Below are 16,250 nucleotides of genomic sequence, written 5' to 3' on the forward strand. Positions count from 1 at the left end.
CTCAGTTGCCGTTCGGGAACATCCGGGCGTTGCCGGGCTGATAGCCGGAGCCGGGCGTCAAGAACCGGCGGCGCTGTTCACGGCCTTGTTCGGCGGCTGCGGCTCGTTCGGCATCGACAAGCGCCTGCGCTCGGCCGTTCGCAGCGACCACAGCGACCAGGTCTGCGAGTTGCTGCGCCTGCAATGCGAGCAACTGGTTGCCGGCTTGGGTTGCCTGAAGCGCGCCGGTCGCACCCTGGCTCTGCCCGACCAGACCCGCCATCTCGGCGCGGTTGGTGTCGATATTGCCGACCACACCGGCCTGCACGCGAAGCGCGTCCTGAAGGCCGCCGACCGTGTTCTGCCAGCGCGATCGTGCATCGGAGACGAGACGCTGATCCGAAGTCGACAGCGAGATGTTGCTGTACTGGCTCTGAAAGGCTTGGTCGATCTGCTGCACGTCGAAGGCGATGCGCTGTGCCTGACCCAGAAGCGCTTGCGTACGCTGCACCGATTGCTGGAGCTGCTGAAGCGAGGAATAGGGCAGGCTCGCAAGATTGCGGGCCTGGTTGATCAGCATCTGCGCTTCGTTCTGGAGGCTCTGGATCTGGTTGTTGATCTGCTCGAGCGCCCGCGCGGCCGATAGGACATTCTGGACGTAGTTGGTCGGATCATAAACGACCCACTGCGCCGCTGCCGGGGTCACGAACACGGGCGAGAAGGTGACGGGCAGCGACAGGATGGTTGCGGCGAACAGCGCCGCGCGAGAGCGTCGGATCATCATGGCGTGGGCTCCAGGTTGGTGAGATCGGGGATGAGGTCGGCGGCCCATCCGACATCGCGGGCGCGCAGCCAGGCGGACAGGAAGCCGTCGCGGCCATGCTCGGCGAGGATCGCCTCGATGGCGGCCTGATCAGTTTTCGAGGATGCCGCGCAGAGCGCGAGGGCGACTTCGGAGAGCCCCAGCTCGAACAGCCGGTTGCCGCGCCGCGACTGGCAGTAATAGTCGCGCTTGGGTGTGGCCCGGCTGAGGATCTCGATCTGGCGGTCGTTCAAGCCGAAGCGCCGGTAGATCGTGGTGATCTGGGGTTCGATCGCGCGTTCGTTCGGCAGCAAAAGGCGCGTCTGGCAGCTTTCGATGATGGCCGGAGCGATCGCGCTCCCATCGATGTCGGCCAGCGATTGCGTGGCGAAGACGACCGACGCGTTCTTCTTGCGCAGCGTCTTCAGCCATTCGCGCAGTTGCGCCGCGAAGCCGTCATCGTCCAGCGCGAGCCAGCCTTCGTCGACGATCAGGAGCGTGGGCCGCCCGTCCAGACGGTCGCCGATCCGATGGAAGAGATAGGCGAGCACCGCCGGCGCCGCGCCGCCGCCGATCAGCCCCTCGGTTTCAAAGGCCTGGACCGCAGCTTCCCCTAGCTGCTCGCCTTCGGCGTCCAGCAGCCGTCCGTAGGCACCGCCCACGCAAAAGGGTCGCAGCGCTTGCTTGAGATCGTTCGACTGGAGGAGGACGGCGAGGCCTGTCAGCGTGCGCTCAGGGATCGGCGCGGACGCCAGCGAGGTCAGCGCCGTCCAGAGATGTTCTTTCACTTCCGGCGTTATCGTGACGCCCTCGCGGGCAAGCATGGCGGCAATCCAGTCGGCTGCCCAGGCACGCTCATGGGTCTCGTGAACGCGCGCGAGTGGTTGGAGGGACACAGAGGACGCGGCGCCGTCCGTCAGGCTGCCGCCGAGGTCGTGCCAATCGCCCCCCATGGCGAGCGCGGCTGCGCGGATCGAGCCGCCAAAGTCGAAGGCGAAGACTTGGGCGTCCGGATAGCGCCGGAACTGAAGCGCGATAAGCGCGAGCAGGACGGACTTGCCTGCACCTGTCGGCCCGACGACAAGTGTGTGGCCGACGTCGCCGACATGCAGCGAAAAGCGGAAAGGCGTGCTGCCTTCGGTCTTGCCGTAGAGCAGCGGCGGCGCTCCGAAATGCTCGTCCCGTTCCGGCCCGGCCCAGACCGCCGAGAGCGGAATCATGTGGGCGAGGTTCAGGGTGGAGATCGGTGGCTGGCGGACGTTGGCGTAGACATGGCCGGGCAGCGAACCGAGCCAGGCATCGACGGCATTGATGGTCTCGGACATCGCGGTGAAGTCGCGGCCCTGGATCACCTTTTCCACGAGGCGCAGTTTCTCGTCGGCGGTGCGCGGATCGGTATCCCAAACAGTGACGGTGGCGGTCACATAGGCCTGACCGGCATAGTCGGCGCCAAGCTCCTGCAAGGCCATGTCGGCATCGGCCGCCTTGTTCGCAGCGTCCGTATCGACAAGCGCGGAGGCCTCGTTGGTCATTACCTCCTTCAGGATTGCGGCGATCGACTTGCGCTTGGCGAACCACTGCCGCCGGATGCGCGTCAGCAGTTTCGTGGCGTCCGTCTTGTCGAGGAGGATCGCCCGCGTGGACCAGCGATAGGGAAAGGCGAGCCGGTTGAGATCGTCGAAAATCCCTGGCGTCGTCGCGGTCGGAAAGCCGTTGATCGTCAGTACGCGCAGATGAGCGGCGCCGAGCCGCGGCTCGAGGCCGCCGGTCAGTGGCTCATCGGCGAGAAGCGCATCGAGGTAGATCGGTGTTTCGGGTACGCGGACGCGGTGGCGCTTCGTGGAGACGGTCGAGTGCAGGTAGGTCAGGGTCTCGCCGTCATCGAGCCACCGGCATTCCGGCATGAACCCGTCGACGAGCTGGAGGACGCGGTTTGTGCGGTCAATGAAGGCCGCGAGGGCTTCATGGGGATCGACGCCGGACTGTTGGCGACCCTCGTAGAGCCAGGTCTCCGCCCGCGCGGCGTCCTCGGCAGGCGGGAGATAGAGAAAGGTCAAGAAGTAGCTTGACTCGTAATGCGCGTCCGCTTCCTCGAAGTCGGCCTTGCGCTCCGCATCAACGAGGGCGGAGGCGGCGTCCGCGAAGCGGCTTGCCGGATAGGAGGCGGCTTCGTGGCGCTGCGCTTCTACGAAGATCGCCCAGCCCGAGCCCAGACGCCGGAAGGCGTTGTTGAGGCGACTGGCGACGGCCACTAGTTCAGCGGCCACAGCTGAGTCGAGATCGGGACCACGAAAACGCGCGGTGCGCTGGAAGCTGCCATCCTTGTTGAGCACGACCCCTTCGCCGACCAGCGCCGCCCAGGGCAGGAAATCAGCGAGGCGGGTCGCGGTGCGGCGATACTCGGCGAGGTTTATCATGGCCAAGCCTCAGACCGTGAGATGGCCAGGAATGCGCATATGCCTGCGGCCGACTTCGACAAATAGCGGATCGCGCTTTGCTGCCCAAACGGCAGCGAAATGGCCGATCGCCCAGATGAGGAGACCGACCAGCCACAGCCGCAAGCCGAGACCGACAGCGCCGGCGAGTGTGCCGTTCATGATGGCGATGCTGCGCGGTGCACCGCCCAGCAGGATATGCTCGGTCAGCGCGCGGTGGACCGGAACCGAGAAGCCCGCGACTTCATCGGGATGATGCAGGAGGCCCGCCATCAGACGAGCGCCCCGCCGCCGAACGAGAAGAACGACAGGAAGAAGCTGGACGCCGCGAAGGCGATCGACAGGCCGAAGACGATCTGGATGAGGCGCCGAAATCCTCCGCTCGTGTCGCCGAACGCCAGCGTCAGGCCGGTGACGATGATGATGATCACCGCGATGATCTTGGCGACCGGTCCCTCGATCGACTGGAGGATGGACTGCAGCGGCGCTTCCCAGGGCATCGAGGAGCCAGATGCGTGGGCGGCGGGCGCCAGAAGAAAGCTCAGGGTCAGCGCCGTGGCGGCGGTTGCGAGGCGCTGACGGCCGCGCGCGATATGTCGGATCATGCGGGTTCTCCTTGTGGGTCGGGAGGCTGGGTTGCGGGGGAAAGGCGGTAGTCGATGTCCGTCCCGAGCCCTTCGACGCGGGCGAGTTCGACGAGACGCCGCGCAGCGCCGCGGCCGGAGAGCACGGCCACCAGATCGATGGTCTCGGCGATCAGCGCCCGGGGGACGGTGACGACAGCTTCCTGGATGAGCTGCTCGAGGCGGCGCAGCGCGCCGAGCGCGGTGCCCGCGTGGATCGTGCCGATCCCGCCAGGATGGCCGGTGCCCCAGGCCTTCAGGAGATCGAGCGCCTCAGACCCACGCACCTCGCCGATCGGGATCCGATCCGGCCGCAGCCGCAGCGAGGAGCGCACCAGGTCGGACAGGGTCGCGACGCCGTCCTTGGTGCGCATGGCGATGATGTTCTGCGCCCGGCATTGCAGCTCGCGGGTGTCTTCGATGACGATGACGCGGTCGGTTGTCTTCGCGACCTCCGCCAGCAGGGCATTGGTCAGCGTGGTCTTGCCGGTGCTGGTTCCGCCGGCGACGAGGATGTTGGCGCGCGCTGCGACCGCCTGCCGGAGGATGGCGGCGTGGTCGGCCGTCATGATGCTCGCGGCGACATAGTCGTCGAGCGTGAAGACGGCGACGGCAGGCTTGCGAATCGCAAAGACCGGAGCCGTCACGACAGGCGGCAGCAGGCCTTCGAAGCGCTCGCCGGTTTCGGGCAGTTCGGCCGAGACACGCGGCCGACGGTCATGCACCTCGGCGCCGACATGATGGGCGACGAGGCGGACGATGCGTTCGCCATCGGCCGCCGAAAGTCGTTCCCCCGTATCGGACAGGCCGTCAGAGAGCCGGTCGACCCAGAGCCGCCCATCGGGGTTGAGCATGACCTCGACAATCGCGGGGTCTTCCAGGAATCGGGCGACCGCAGGCCCCAGCGCGGTGCGCAGCATGCGTGCGCCGCGTGAAGCTGCTTCCGATAGCTGATGGTTGACCGCCACGTCGTCCCCGTTCGCTTGCGGGCCCGCGCGACGCGCGGCCCTGGATCGGGGATGAGTAAGAAAGGCAGGAATTGGGGCGTTGCAACAACGCTCAGGGGGTCATCGTACTGTGGCGAAGAAAGACAGGCGATCGGCGGACCCGCGCAGAGCCACGGCAGCGTCTGAGGCTCCCGATCGGCGCGTTTTCCCGAGCGGGAATAATTCAGACCAAGGAGCTACCCCGAGGCGCAAGCTTTCCCGAGCGGGAAATTCTTATAGACATTCTTCGGAAATCCATGATACTTTCCCGTTCGGTAAATATCATGGCCAGACGCAACTTCACCACCGCCCAGATCGGCGACATTGTGCGAACCACCCGCAAGGCCGCTGGCCTGCGGCAGGACGAGCTTGCCGGCGCCGCTGGCGTCGGCCTGCGCTTCATCGTCGATCTCGAAGCGGGCAAGCCGACCGCACAGATCGGCAAGACGCTTCAGGTCCTGTCTGCGCTCGGATGTTCGCTCGATATCACACCGCCACCCGACCCCAAAGGAGCGCCGAAAGCATGACGCGCACCCTCGATATCTGGTGGGACGGGCACCTGGTGGGCCAACTGACGCAGAACCAGCATGGTGAACTCGGCTTCGCCTATGCGCCGGAGTGGCTGAGCGATGAGGAGGCGCAGCCCTTGTCCGCCTCGCTGCCAAAGCGGGCAGAGCCGTTCACCCGTCGCGAATGCCGTCCGTTTTTCGGCGGCCTATTGCCGGAGGAAGGCCAGCGCGATGCGGCGGCTCAGGCACTCGGCGTGTCGCGCGCCAATGATTTCGCCCTTCTCGATCGCCTCGGCGGGGATGTCGCGGGCGCGCTTCAGCTTCTGCCGCCCGGCAAAGCACCGACCACACCCGCCCTCGACCAGCAGCCAACGCCGCTTGACGATGCAGGGCTGATCCGGGTGCTGGATGCGCTGCCTGTCCGCCCGCTGCTCGCGGGCGAGGAAGGGCTGCGCCTTTCGCTCGCCGGCGCGCAATCGAAGGTGCCGGTGGTGCTGGTGGATGGGGCGGTAGCGCTGCCTGCGCCGGGCCAGCCGACCACGCATATTCTCAAGCCGCCGATTTCGCGCTTCACGGCCACGACCGAGAACGAGGCGTTCGTAATGCGCCTTGCCGCCGCAATCGGTCTCGATGTCGCGCCAGTCGAAGCGCGCACCGTGCAGGATCGAACGCTTCTACTGGTCCAGCGCTATGACCGCGCCATCGGCGACGATGGCTTCGTGCGCCGGATCCATCAGGAGGATTTCTGCCAGGCGCTCGGCGTGCCACCGGAGACCAAATACGCGAGCGAAGGCGGCCCGACCTTCAAGGATTGCTTCGCGCTGCTCCGCCGCGTCGCCGCAAGGCCCGCTGTCGATGTGCTGAAGCTTCTCGATGCGGTGATCTTCAATGTGATCGCCGGGAACGCCGACGCACACGGCAAGAACTTCTCGATTCTCTATGACGCCGAAGGTCCACGCCTCGCCCCGCTCTATGATTTGCTTGCGACTGTCGCCTATCCCGATCTCTCGCCGAAATTCGCCATGAAGATCGGAAAACGTGCAACGCTCGCGGAGCTGGATGCCAAAAGCTGGGCAGCGTTCGCGGCGGACGCGGGTCTCGGCCTGCCACTGATACGAAGGCGGGTTGCGGAGATCAGCAACAGGGTCCTTGAGAAAGCAGCCGCCGTCGCAGAGGAGCTTTCGCGTCCCGAGTTGGACCGTATGGCTATTGAGAAGTTTGCCGAAACGATCCGCGACCGCGCCGAGCGCTGCGCCTTGACGGTCGCGGGAGCCGTTCGGTGAATTAGTCGACCCAGAGCCGCCAACCGGGGTTTAGCATCATCTCCACGATCGCGGGGTCTTCCAGGAATCGGGCGACCGCGGGTCCCAACGCGGTGCGCAACATACGTGCGCTGCGGGAGGCTGCTTCCGATTGCTGATCATTGACCGCCACGTTGTCCCCGTTCGCTTGCGGACCCGTGCGACGCGCGGCCCTGGGTCGGGGACGAGTAAGAAAGGCGGGAATTGGGGTGTTGCAACAACCCTCGGGGGCATCGGACTATATGGAGAAAGACAGGCTAAGGGCGGGATATCCCCGTATGGATCGGGTATGCGTCGATTAGGTCAAGCCAAGGTCGGCTGCGGATATTAACGCGGAGGAATTGAGACTAGTCCGATGAAGCAGGCGGGCGGGCCGTCGATCCGAGAACGGGCATCAGCTTCATGTATATCAGCGAAGCTATGAGTTCGATGAGAGTCTGCGCCACGATGACCGCTGGTAGCAACGGCATCGCCCCGGGAACAGCGAAGGCCAGCGGCAGGACGACGAGCGAGTTGCGCGTCGCGGTACTGAACGCAACGGCGCGACCATCGGGAGCAGAAAGTTGCATTATTCGCCCAATCGTCCAGCCTACTACGGGGGCAGCAACCGCGAAGGTGGCGTAAATTGGCATCACGCTGAGTGCGCTTGGAGCTGCCAGCCCGAGCTGTGGGACCACTCCGGCGAAGACCAAGCCCAGCACCAGAGCTGTCGACAGAACCGGTAGCCGATCTAGCCCTGCCTTGAGCCGCCGCATTTCAGTTCTTTGACTGGCGCCAAATTGCACCAAGGCCGCAAGTAACAACGGGACAAGGATGAGCCACAAGAAGGCCTTGAGAAACGGTCCGAGCGCGACGAGATCGGCAGCCTTATCTCCGAGAAATAATCTAAGGTAGACGGGCAGAAGTAGCATTTGCGACGCGAGAAGCATCGGGGTCGCGGCCAAGAGCGATTGGGAGTTGGCGCGTCCAATCTGAGAGAACGTTACGACGTAGTCGATGCATGGAGTAAGCAGAACCATGAGTACGCCGAGGCGCACCACTGGGTCGGCAGGTGCCAGTGGGAGGATCAGGGCGACGAGAACAGGTACGGCAATGAAGTTGGACACGGCAAGAGCGACTAGGAAGCGTACCTGCAAAAGAGTTTTGCTAAGGGCGGCCAGTGGCACTTGAAGAAAAGTCAGGAACAGCATCAGAGTCAGCGCAGGCTCAATGAAAGCTGAAATGCCAGTTGTTGGTACGATAAGCGAGCCGACACCAGCAATCAGGATTGTTAAGAAGTAAATTGCGACCTGATTTGATTCCAGCGTTTCGCGCAATGATGTGGTCATGATCAATCCCAGGAATTGGCGCGCACGGCGCAATCAGGTGCGCCCTAGCGCCAGCTTCGAGGTCTGCGGCTCAGTGGGACGGCCGGTGCACTGCGCGAAAAGCGTGATGGCTTGGTCGCAAACTTTGCAATGACCTTGGCAGCAATCCCGCATCAGGAAAGCGACGAGGTCGGAGAGCTGGGGAAAGATGGCGCTGTAAATGATGGATCGGCCATTGCGGCGCTTTGTTATGAGTTTTGCATTTTCCAAGTGACCCAGGTGAAATGAAACGCGCGAGGCAGCCGACCCATCGAGCTCGGCTGCGATGGCGCCCGCCGACATTCCCTCTGCTCCAGCTTTCACGAGCATGCGCACGATGCGCAGTCGCGTCTCCTGCGACAATGCCGCAAATCCGTCGAGAGCCTGTCGTTCATCCATGAGTCTGTATATTTCAATAGGTGTTGAAATGTAAACAGAAGTGTCTCAACGCCCAGACGGACATGGCTTCCCGATGTAAATGGCTGGAATGGCAACTGCTTGCGACGAGGGTCAACGGTCCTTGCCGAGGCCATTCGTTAAACCTCGGAACTATCGGCGCGTACGTCCTCCGGGATCTCCTTCAAAAAGCTCTGTCCCTTCTGCAAGCGCCGCCCCAGCGTCTCGACGAATCCCTCGTAGCGTTCCCGCCCCTTGGCCTGTGCTGACGCCTGAGCATCGTTCGGCAAGGGCGGCGTGATCGTCAGCCAGAACCGGACGAAGAGGGCGAGTGTCTCTGCGGTGACACCGAGGTCGCGCTCCAAGCGCTGGACCTGGCGCGACAGGCGATCAAGACGGCGCGCGAACGCGGCCTCGCGCTTGTCCGCGCCATCAGGTGACAGGAATGACGCAACCGCCGCCTCGACGATCGCGGAGCGGGAGAGCTTCTGGCGGTCGGCGAGATCGGCGATCTGGCGGAGCATCTCGGGCGGGAAATAAACGTTCATCCGGTCACGCATGGTTACCTCACAGATCGATGCCGTCATTGGGATCGAGCGCGACCTGTCTCGCCACGCCGCGCATTTGCTGGCGCAGCGCCTGACGCTGCCGCGCCGCGTCTTCCGGCTCATCGTCCAGCATGATGGAAAACTCGTCGGCCGCGGCAGGTCCGGTCGTCTCCTTGGCGATCGCGACATGGTCGGGCAGTTCGGGCTCGCGCCGCAGACCGCCATTGGCAGCGTCTTCCACCTTGTCGAGTTCAGCCGCGAGCACCGCGTCGGGCCGCTGCGGTTTCAACTCGGACCAGGAGTCCTTTCGGGTCGAACGCCTGCGGTTCGTCGGATCCGGCGATGGCAGGATGCGTTCCTTGAAGCGGCGATCCTCGAAGTAACGGGCCTTCTTGGCTCGGATGGGATGGACACCGGCGGCCATGACGATCTCGTCTGTGGCGGGCAGCTGCATCACCTCGCCGGGTGTGAGAAGCGGCCGCGCCGTCTCCGAGCGCGAGACCATCAGGTGGCCGAGCCAAGGGCTGAGCCGATGCCCGGCATAGTTCCGCATCGCCTTCATCTCGGTCGCCGTACCGAGGGCGTCGCTCACGCGCTTGGCGGTGCGTTCGTCATTGGTGGCGAAGCTCACGCGCACATGGCAGTTGTCGAGGATCGCGTTGTTCGGGCCATAGGCCTTCTCTATCTGGTTCAGCGACTGGGCGATGAGGAACGACTTCAGGCCGTAACCCGCCATGAAGGCGAGCGCGCTTTCAAAGAAGTCGAGGCGGCCGAGCGCCGGGAACTCGTCGAGCATTATCAGCACGCGATGCCGCCGGTCTCGCGCATGCAGATCCTCGGTTAAGCGTCGGCCGATCTGGTTGAGCACGAGCCGGATCAGCGGCTTCGTCCGGGATATGTCCGACGGCGGAACCACCAGATAGAGCGTCGCTGGCTTCTCGTCGGCGATGAGGTCGGCGATCCGCCAGTCGCAGTGGCGCGTCACCTCCGCCACCACCGGGTCGCGATAGAGGCCCAAGAAGGACATGGCGGTGGACAGGACGCCCGAGCGCTCGTTGTCGCTTTTGTTGAGGAGTTCGCGCGCCGTCGACGCCACGACCGGATGGGGGCCGTCGGGTCCGAGATGCGGCGTCGTCATCATCGCCTTCAGGGTGGCTTCGATCGGACGGCGCGGGTCAGACAAGAAGGCAGCGACACCGGCGAGCGTCTTCTCCTCCTCGGCGTATAGGACATGCAGGATGGTGCCGACGAGCAGCGAATGGCTCGTCTTCTCCCAGTGATTGCGCTTGTCGAGTGAGCCCTCGGGGTCGACGAGAACGTCGGCGACATTCTGCACGTCGCGGACTTCCCACTCGCCGCGTCGCACTTCCAGGAGCGGGTTATAGGCGGCCGATTTGGCGTTGGTGGGATCGAAGAGCAGGACGCGGCCGTGCCTCGCGCGGAAGCCGGCAGTCAGTTGCCAGTTCTCGCCCTTGATGTCGTGGACAATAGCGGAGCCCGGCCAGGTGAGGAGTGTCGGGACGACGAGACCGACACCCTTGCCCGATCGGGTGGGTGCGAAGCACAGGACATGCTCCGGCCCGTCGTGCCGGAGATAGGCGTCGCCGAGCTTGCCGAGGATGACGCCGTCGGGTCCGAGCAGGCCTGCCACTTTCACTTCCCGGAGTTCAGCCCAGCGGGCCGAGCCATAGGTCTCGACATTCTTCGCCTCATGGGCACGCCATACCGACATCGCGATGGCGACGGCTATTGATATGAAGCCGCCGGAGGCGGCGATCACCGCGCCTTCAACAAAGATCGGCGGCGCATAGGCGTCATAGAAATACCACCACCAGAAGAATGCGGGCGGATAGTAGACCGGCCAACTCGCCAGCTCGAACCAGGGCGTACCGAGCTGCGCCTGAAAGCCGAGCCGCCAGGCGGTCCATTGGGTCGCGCCCCAGCTCGTGAGCAGCACGATGAGGAACACGGTAGTGATCTGGCCCCAGAGGATTTTGGTGGCGGACAAAACGGGCTTCCTCAACAGCGAATACCGTCAAGGTAGGTGCCTGGTCCTGTCCGTCACAAGGTGTCGGAAACGGCGGTCGAAGATTCGGCTGTGCTGGCGAATAAAGACAGGAAATCTGCCGTGTCGGGATCCATTATCTCGGCATAACGGCCGTCCCTACTAGTGGAGCGCGCCGCCCGGCTCCCCGATCGTTGAGGGATCCTTACTTCACGCTCGTAGCAGGCCCTAACTCAATCGGCGGCTCAGCGCCAGGTACGCGGAGCCGCCCGTCTGATAAGAATATTACTGTATTACTTCTTTTTCGCGCCGCCCTTGTCGCGGTGGCCCTGTTGATCAACATCTCCGGGCTTGTGGTCGGGATGGTCGTGGTGCTCGCCGGGTACCTCTTTTGGGCCGGGCTTGTCGCGGTGGCCGTGCTGATCCACATCCCCTGGCTTGTGGTTAGGATGGTCGTGATGTTGGCCGGGTTTTTCTTGCGCCATAGTATTCTCCTTTTCTGAAGGCGGTCAGGAGGAATGCGCCAGTCGCGCGCTTGTTCCTCAAGCTTGATTTGGGCAGCACCCCTGCAGCTTGGCCGGAGTGTCGAGCCCATCAGGAGGTTGTCCAGATTGTGTGGCCGAATGATGGGCATAACCTTGGCGCAGGCCGTGCCGCCCGCGCTTGCCGCGCACATCAAATGACGTGCGAGAGGCAGAAGGCTAGCATATAAACCCAGCTATGATGTCATCAATGAACGTATGGGAGGTGCTGTCCCATGTGATCAGCCTTGTTGTCGCGTATGTGCTCGCGCTCCCAATCGGCTGGAACCGCGAACGCGAGGAACGCAGCGCCGGCATCCGCACCTTTCCGCTTGTTGCCATGGCCGCATGCGGCTTCGTGCTCGTCGCCATCGGCGTCCTCGGCGCAACTTCACCCGGCCAGGCGCGCATCCTGGAGGGACTGATCACCGGCGTTGGCTTCATCGGCGGCGGCGCGATCCTGAAGCACGGCACCCAGGCCTTGGGCACGGCGACGGCGGCAAGCCTGTGGGCGACCGGTGCGCTCGGGGCGGCGGTGGGCTATGGCCTTTACGATATCGCCGTGATCCTGAGTGCGACCACCTACGTGACGTTGCGCTATCTCGCGCCGCTCAAGGACGCCGCGCGTGAAACAGATGCCAAAGATGATCGGCGAGATGCTCCATGAAGGGGCGATGCCGTCTTGGGTTCGTCCCGCTTAGAGAAGTCGCCGGGCGCGATCAATGATCCTCGGCAGGATCACGGGCGCGGCGATGAGGGCGAGGGCGCCGATCGCCCAGAGAACAATAATCGCCGGCTTCAGAACTACTCGCAGCAAAGCTATGGCCTGACCCAAAAAACCGCTGACGTTGAGATTGTCAACGACGCTGCCGACTTCCTTGCCGGCTCCGGTCGCGGTTGCGAGGCCCTTCCCGCCGTCCACCAGGAGGCCGGCATTGGCCGCAACCCAGCCGAGGACGGGATCGACCAAAGCGTAACCAATCCACGCAAGCAGCGACCACACCGCCAGACCGGCGATCACGACGATCCAGGAGATCGGCCTCAACAGTCGCGGCACAGGATCAACGCCCGATGGGTTGCCTGGCCACCGCCTGGAAAATTGGTCCTCGCCATGACCGCCGCGAGGCCAGCGGCCATCCCGCCTATGTCCACCCATCTCTGTCTCCGTCGTCCGATTCGGGTGCGATCCGAAAGGATTCATCGCTATTTATCGCAGATAGGTATTCTTACTGTTGGCAGCTAGAGCCAACGCCACATCCAACGAATATCGCACGTGCCGTGTCTCGAGTTGCGGCGCTTGGAATGAGTTGCATCGAGCTCATGCGGGCACTGCTTTCGAGTGCGCCTTACCACTGCCCTTATAGCCTCAACTCACCCTCGGCCTCGCGCAGGATCTGATCCTCGATCTGGATAGTCGCATGCGTCAGGCCAAAGCCCGTCTTCATCGCGTCCTGGGCGCTTAGAAGCGTCGCTTGCGCCTGGGCCATGTCGGCCACGACGAGGTGGCAACTAATGGCGTCAATGCCGGAGGTGATCGTCCAGACATGCAAATCGTGGACGGCGGTTACGCCAGGGAGGTCGAGCAGCTTTCGCTCCAGGAGCGCGATGTCGACTTCGGGCGGCGTGCCTTCCATGAGTATGTGGATTGCCTGCTTCAACAATATCCACGTGCGCGGAATGATGAAAAGCCCGATGCCGGCGCCGATGATCGGATCGGCCAGCGTCCAGCCGGTGAGCATGACGACGCCTGCGGCGACGATGACGCCGAGTGAGCCCAGCATGTCGCTGAGCACCTCGAAATAGGCGCCCTTTACATTCAGGCTTTCCGATGACCCGGCGGACAGAAGCTTCATGCTGATCAGATTGACCGCGAGGCCGACCACAGCCACCGCCAGCATCGGGCCGCCCAGAATTTCCGGCGGGTTCAGGAAACGCTTGTAGGCCTCGTAGAAAATGTAGATCGTCAGCAGCAGGAGAACGACGGCATTCGTCAGTGCCGACAGCACCTCCATGCGCACGTAGCCATAGGTCTTCTGCGGCGTCGCGGCCCGTTCCGCGAAACGGATAGCGATCAGCGCGAGGGCCAGGCCGCCCGCGTCCGTCAGCATGTGCGCTGCATCTGCCAGAAGCGCGAGGCTCCCCGTCCACAGGCCGCCGATCACCTCGACTGCCATGAACGTTGTGGTGAGAGCGAGCGCCCCCGTGAGCCTGCTCTTGTGCCGCCCCGCGGCGGTTCCGGAAGGAACTGCCGCCGCGTGTGAATGCCCTGCGCCCATTGTCAAACCACAGTCATTCCATTGGCGCTGCGCCGCCAAGGCCGATCCCAAATCATGGAGCAAACCTCGTCAGTCGAATAACCGCCCCAGGAACGATCCGTGCCTGCGACTTTGACCGTGGCCGCCTCCGTGTCCACCACCGTGCCCCGAACCATGACCGCTATCGTAGCTACCTTGGGACGGATAAGATTGCCCCCGTTGCGGCGCTGGTTGCGGCGTATAGGGCTGTGTCTGTGAGGTTTGAGTCTCTTCGCTTGCGCTGCGCTCGATGATTTTGTCCAGCTCACCGCGATCCAGCCAGACGCCCCGACACTTGGGACAATAGTCGATCTCGATGCCTTGGCGCTCGCTCATGACCAGATCGACTTTGCAGGCGGGGCAAAGAAGCCCATGACCTTTGTCATCAGCTGCGGTATTTGCGATGTCTACCATTTCTCTCTCCTAAGTTTCGAAGCGAAGCCGCGACCCCAGAGGGCCTTCGAACTTTCTATATCGTATCTCTAGTCGCTAGAGGTTCAAGGCTTAGGTATATTTATATTTTCGAGGGTGCCTCACTTGTCGCCCTTTCCGGGCTACAGCCCGAGTGATCTCTTTCGTCCGAAGCCCCACTCGATGCCACCACCATCTTTGGCGACGCCGGCGACGCGGCGGCCGAGTTGCTTCTCCAGCGGCGGCGACCACGGCACAAGCTGGAAGCCGAGCCCGTTGTCAATCATTGCGAAGCGGCCTGACGAGAGCGTCAGACGTTGGCGGTAAGTCCCGGTGATATGCTCGCCGGCCGCCGACTGGTTGTGAGGCAATTCCATCTCGGCCGAGAGCTTGGCCCCGACCGCATCCAGCTCGCGCCGCCGCAGCGTGTTGAGCAGGTCGCGTTGAAGGATGATGCGCTGCCCCTGTCGACGGGCGAGCCCTTCCTCGGCGAGATGCTCGGCGCGGGCCGTCATCGCGTCCCGCACCTCGCGCCCGAAACCGCCCATGGAAAGCGGTGTCGGCTCGCGCTCCACCAGCCGGTGATCGAGCCAGGTCGCGCCGGGCGCCGTCACTTGGGCGACAAGGTCGATGTCCGAACGTCCGGCCAGCACAAGCGTCGGTCGGCCATCGTCGGGGCCGCCGAAGCGGCGCACTTCCACGATGCCGCCGATCGCAGGCGCATGCTCGAAGGCTTCGACACCGCGGAACCGGACATGGTGGGCGCGGCCGTCGGTGCCGTCGATCACCGCATATGCTTCGCCCGTCAGCTCGTCGTGCAGCCCACGATCGACCAGCCGCCCGATGATCGGCGCCTGTCCGCTGCCGCCTTCGATGACATAGTCGGCGACAGCGCGATCCTCACCACGCTCGGCGAAGGCCCGGTGCATGGTCTTGATGATGTCCCCGCGAAGCCCGAGGTCGCGCAAGTGGCGTTCGGCGTCGAGGCCGACCATCCACTCGCCGGGCCTGGCGGATGACGCGAGGCCCATCTTCTCCAGGTGCTGGAGCCGGCCGATCATGAGCCGGCGGGTCTGGGGATCACCGGCACCGGATTGCTCGGGACGAAGATCGATGAAGCCGGTCTCGTCGGCGGCTATGCGAATCTCGACATCGAGGCGAGTCCAGCGCTCGGCCGTCATTTCGCGCTCGAGCGCCGTCTTGATCTCGTGCTCCGGCTTCGGGCCGAGTTCGATCGACACGAGATCCTCGGCCCGGGATCGCAAGCCGCGGCTGATGTAGTCGCGTGAGATGACGAGGTCGGCGCCCTGGGCGTCAACGCCTCGCACCAGCAGGTGGACGTGGGGATTGTCGGTGTTCCAGTGATCGACCGCGACCCAGTCGAGCCGGGTCCCGAGGTCGGCTTCCATTTGGCGCGCGAGGTCGCGCGTGAAGGCGCGCAGATCCGTCATCTCGCCGGCGTCCTCGGGCGAGATGATGAAGCGGAAATGGTGCCGGTCGTCCTTCGAGCGCGCGGCGAAACCAGCGTCATCGGCGCGGTCGCTGTCGGCATCGAACATCACGGCCTTTTCACCGTCGCGCGTGACGCTGTCGCGCTTGAGATAAGAGAGGTGGGCATTGAGCGGCGCAGACCGAAAGGCCCGGCCCTGGTGGCGGGCGATCCGCGCCTTGACGACGACGCGGCGCGACGAGCTGAAAAGCCGCGCGCGGCTGAAGGCAATCCGTCCGCGCCCGAAGCTCGAACGGCCATAGCCGGACGCCTTTCGGCTCGGACCGCCGCCGGTGCCGACATGCCCCGAGCGCTTGGCGGCGCGCAGGACCTGGTTGATGAAGCTCTTGGGTTTCGGCGCCCGCGTCGAACCGATGCGGCCGGGCCGGACCCGGAAGTCGCTGTCGCCCTCGCTCATCGCCGGCCTCCGGCGGGCCAAACGCGGGACAGTGCCGGCAATGTCCTTGAAATGACTTGGATAAAAGCCGGAACCGGCACTGCCGCCGACCGACCGGCACGTGAAAAGTCATGCGAAAGCAATGGCTTGCACGCGAGTGGCGAGCCGCTTTTATCTCGCCGTCTGTTGGTCGTGTCTGCTTCGCTCC

Annotated in this window: 17 protein-coding genes and 1 pseudogene; 3 read left to right on the plus strand and 15 right to left on the minus strand. The window is 64.0% G+C overall.

Going from position 1 to position 16,250, the window contains the following annotated elements; genetic code table 11:
• Position 1: 1 nt before the first annotated feature.
• The 5 genes from trbJ to trbB are packed head-to-tail and all read right to left on the minus strand — an operon-like array spanning position 2 to position 4,759.
• Positions 2-760, minus strand: a complete 759-nt coding sequence (gene trbJ, locus BUB97_RS12500; protein WP_456306334.1) for a P-type conjugative transfer protein TrbJ — start codon at positions 758-760, stop codon at positions 2-4.
• A complete protein-coding gene (gene trbE / locus BUB97_RS12505; protein WP_073135190.1) occupies positions 760-3,198 on the minus strand; it encodes a conjugal transfer protein TrbE in 2,439 nt (812 codons plus the stop codon). The genes trbJ and trbE overlap by 1 nt, the downstream gene beginning before the upstream one ends.
• Before the next feature lie 9 nt (positions 3,199-3,207).
• Complete coding sequence (locus BUB97_RS12510; RefSeq protein ID WP_073135191.1) at positions 3,208-3,489, minus strand: VirB3 family type IV secretion system protein; 282 nt, start codon at positions 3,487-3,489, stop codon at positions 3,208-3,210.
• A complete protein-coding gene (locus BUB97_RS12515) occupies positions 3,489-3,821 on the minus strand; it encodes a TrbC/VirB2 family type IV secretion system protein (RefSeq protein ID WP_073135192.1) in 333 nt (110 codons plus the stop codon). Before BUB97_RS12515 ends, BUB97_RS12510 begins: the two co-directional genes overlap by 1 nt.
• Positions 3,818-4,759 (minus strand): P-type conjugative transfer ATPase TrbB, encoded by a 942-nt coding sequence (gene trbB, locus BUB97_RS12520; protein ID WP_217659657.1) that lies wholly within the window; start codon positions 4,757-4,759, stop codon positions 3,818-3,820. Before trbB ends, BUB97_RS12515 begins: the two co-directional genes overlap by 4 nt.
• A gap of 350 nt (positions 4,760-5,109) precedes the next feature.
• Here trbB and BUB97_RS12525 point away from each other — a divergent pair, with 350 nt between their 5' ends.
• Both BUB97_RS12525 and BUB97_RS12530 read left to right on the plus strand, forming a co-directional pair.
• A complete protein-coding gene (locus tag BUB97_RS12525) occupies positions 5,110-5,352 on the plus strand; it encodes a helix-turn-helix transcriptional regulator (protein ID WP_073135194.1) in 243 nt (80 codons plus the stop codon).
• Complete coding sequence (locus BUB97_RS12530; RefSeq protein WP_073135195.1) at positions 5,349-6,617, plus strand: type II toxin-antitoxin system HipA family toxin; 1,269 nt, start codon at positions 5,349-5,351, stop codon at positions 6,615-6,617. The genes BUB97_RS12525 and BUB97_RS12530 overlap by 4 nt, the downstream gene beginning before the upstream one ends.
• A gap of 4 nt (positions 6,618-6,621) precedes the next feature.
• Here BUB97_RS12530 and BUB97_RS26900 read toward each other — a convergent pair.
• From BUB97_RS26900 to BUB97_RS26210, 6 genes and pseudogenes are all read right to left on the minus strand, one after another.
• Positions 6,622-6,720: pseudogene (locus BUB97_RS26900) on the minus strand (P-type conjugative transfer ATPase TrbB); the annotation flags it as partial.
• A 262-nt stretch (positions 6,721-6,982) separates the two neighbouring features.
• Positions 6,983-7,963 (minus strand): arsenic resistance protein, encoded by a 981-nt coding sequence (locus BUB97_RS12535; protein WP_073135196.1) that lies wholly within the window; start codon positions 7,961-7,963, stop codon positions 6,983-6,985.
• Between the two features lie 33 nt (positions 7,964-7,996).
• The gene (locus tag BUB97_RS12540; protein WP_073135197.1) at positions 7,997-8,380 is read right to left on the minus strand and encodes an ArsR/SmtB family transcription factor; all 384 of its coding nucleotides are present in this window, start codon (positions 8,378-8,380) and stop codon (positions 7,997-7,999) included.
• Positions 8,381-8,517: 137 nt separating this feature from the next.
• Positions 8,518-8,937 (minus strand): CopG family transcriptional regulator, encoded by a 420-nt coding sequence (locus tag BUB97_RS12545; RefSeq protein ID WP_073135198.1) that lies wholly within the window; start codon positions 8,935-8,937, stop codon positions 8,518-8,520.
• A 7-nt stretch (positions 8,938-8,944) separates the two neighbouring features.
• A complete protein-coding gene (locus BUB97_RS12550) occupies positions 8,945-10,933 on the minus strand; it encodes a conjugal transfer protein TraG (protein WP_073135199.1) in 1,989 nt (662 codons plus the stop codon).
• Positions 10,934-11,223: 290 nt separating this feature from the next.
• A complete protein-coding gene (locus BUB97_RS26210) occupies positions 11,224-11,415 on the minus strand; it encodes a hypothetical protein (RefSeq protein ID WP_175562623.1) in 192 nt (63 codons plus the stop codon).
• A gap of 247 nt (positions 11,416-11,662) precedes the next feature.
• On the opposite strand from BUB97_RS26210, the gene BUB97_RS12560 reads away from it, so the two are divergent.
• Positions 11,663-12,118, plus strand: a complete 456-nt coding sequence (locus BUB97_RS12560) for an MgtC/SapB family protein (RefSeq protein ID WP_217659659.1) — start codon at positions 11,663-11,665, stop codon at positions 12,116-12,118.
• A gap of 30 nt (positions 12,119-12,148) precedes the next feature.
• On the opposite strand, the gene BUB97_RS12565 is transcribed toward BUB97_RS12560, so the two are convergent.
• The 4 genes from BUB97_RS12565 to BUB97_RS12580 form a co-directional block, all read right to left on the minus strand.
• On the minus strand, positions 12,149-12,472 hold the full coding sequence (locus tag BUB97_RS12565; RefSeq protein ID WP_217659660.1) for a hypothetical protein: 324 nt from the start codon (positions 12,470-12,472) through the stop codon (positions 12,149-12,151).
• Between the two features lie 337 nt (positions 12,473-12,809).
• The gene (locus tag BUB97_RS12570; protein WP_245818287.1) at positions 12,810-13,766 is read right to left on the minus strand and encodes a cation diffusion facilitator family transporter; all 957 of its coding nucleotides are present in this window, start codon (positions 13,764-13,766) and stop codon (positions 12,810-12,812) included.
• Between the two features lie 30 nt (positions 13,767-13,796).
• A complete protein-coding gene (locus tag BUB97_RS12575) occupies positions 13,797-14,159 on the minus strand; it encodes a TFIIB-type zinc ribbon-containing protein (RefSeq protein ID WP_073135202.1) in 363 nt (120 codons plus the stop codon).
• Between the two features lie 140 nt (positions 14,160-14,299).
• Positions 14,300-16,063 (minus strand): relaxase/mobilization nuclease domain-containing protein, encoded by a 1,764-nt coding sequence (locus BUB97_RS12580; RefSeq protein ID WP_073135203.1) that lies wholly within the window; start codon positions 16,061-16,063, stop codon positions 14,300-14,302.
• Between the last annotated feature and the right edge of the window lie 187 nt (positions 16,064-16,250).

This window comes from Muricoccus roseus (genome assembly GCF_900141905.1).
In the GTDB taxonomy this organism is placed as follows: Bacteria; Pseudomonadota; Alphaproteobacteria; order Acetobacterales; family Acetobacteraceae; genus Roseomonas; species Roseomonas rosea.

What these genes read in the sequence shown, in the direction of transcription:
- BUB97_RS12540 (WP_073135197.1), bottom strand. Translation starts at nt 8,380, where the DNA reads ATGGATGAACGACAGGCTCTCGACGGATTTGCGGCATTGTCGCAGGAG.
- BUB97_RS12560 (WP_217659659.1), top strand. Translation starts at nt 11,663, where the DNA reads ATGAACGTATGGGAGGTGCTGTCCCATGTGATCAGCCTTGTTGTCGCG.
- BUB97_RS26210 (WP_175562623.1), bottom strand. Translation starts at nt 11,415, where the DNA reads ATGGCGCAAGAAAAACCCGGCCAACATCACGACCATCCTAACCACAAG.
- trbJ (WP_456306334.1), bottom strand. Translation starts at nt 760, where the DNA reads ATGATCCGACGCTCTCGCGCGGCGCTGTTCGCCGCAACCATCCTGTCG.
- BUB97_RS12515 (WP_073135192.1), bottom strand. Translation starts at nt 3,821, where the DNA reads ATGATCCGACATATCGCGCGCGGCCGTCAGCGCCTCGCAACCGCCGCC.
- BUB97_RS12530 (WP_073135195.1), top strand. Translation starts at nt 5,349, where the DNA reads ATGACGCGCACCCTCGATATCTGGTGGGACGGGCACCTGGTGGGCCAA.
- BUB97_RS12580 (WP_073135203.1), bottom strand. Translation starts at nt 16,063, where the DNA reads ATGAGCGAGGGCGACAGCGACTTCCGGGTCCGGCCCGGCCGCATCGGT.
- BUB97_RS12575 (WP_073135202.1), bottom strand. Translation starts at nt 14,159, where the DNA reads ATGGTAGACATCGCAAATACCGCAGCTGATGACAAAGGTCATGGGCTT.
- BUB97_RS12545 (WP_073135198.1), bottom strand. Translation starts at nt 8,937, where the DNA reads ATGCGTGACCGGATGAACGTTTATTTCCCGCCCGAGATGCTCCGCCAG.
- BUB97_RS12510 (WP_073135191.1), bottom strand. Translation starts at nt 3,489, where the DNA reads ATGGCGGGCCTCCTGCATCATCCCGATGAAGTCGCGGGCTTCTCGGTT.
- trbB (WP_217659657.1), bottom strand. Translation starts at nt 4,759, where the DNA reads ATGCTGCGCACCGCGCTGGGGCCTGCGGTCGCCCGATTCCTGGAAGAC.
- trbE (WP_073135190.1), bottom strand. Translation starts at nt 3,198, where the DNA reads ATGATAAACCTCGCCGAGTATCGCCGCACCGCGACCCGCCTCGCTGAT.
- BUB97_RS12535 (WP_073135196.1), bottom strand. Translation starts at nt 7,963, where the DNA reads ATGACCACATCATTGCGCGAAACGCTGGAATCAAATCAGGTCGCAATT.
- BUB97_RS12525 (WP_073135194.1), top strand. Translation starts at nt 5,110, where the DNA reads ATGGCCAGACGCAACTTCACCACCGCCCAGATCGGCGACATTGTGCGA.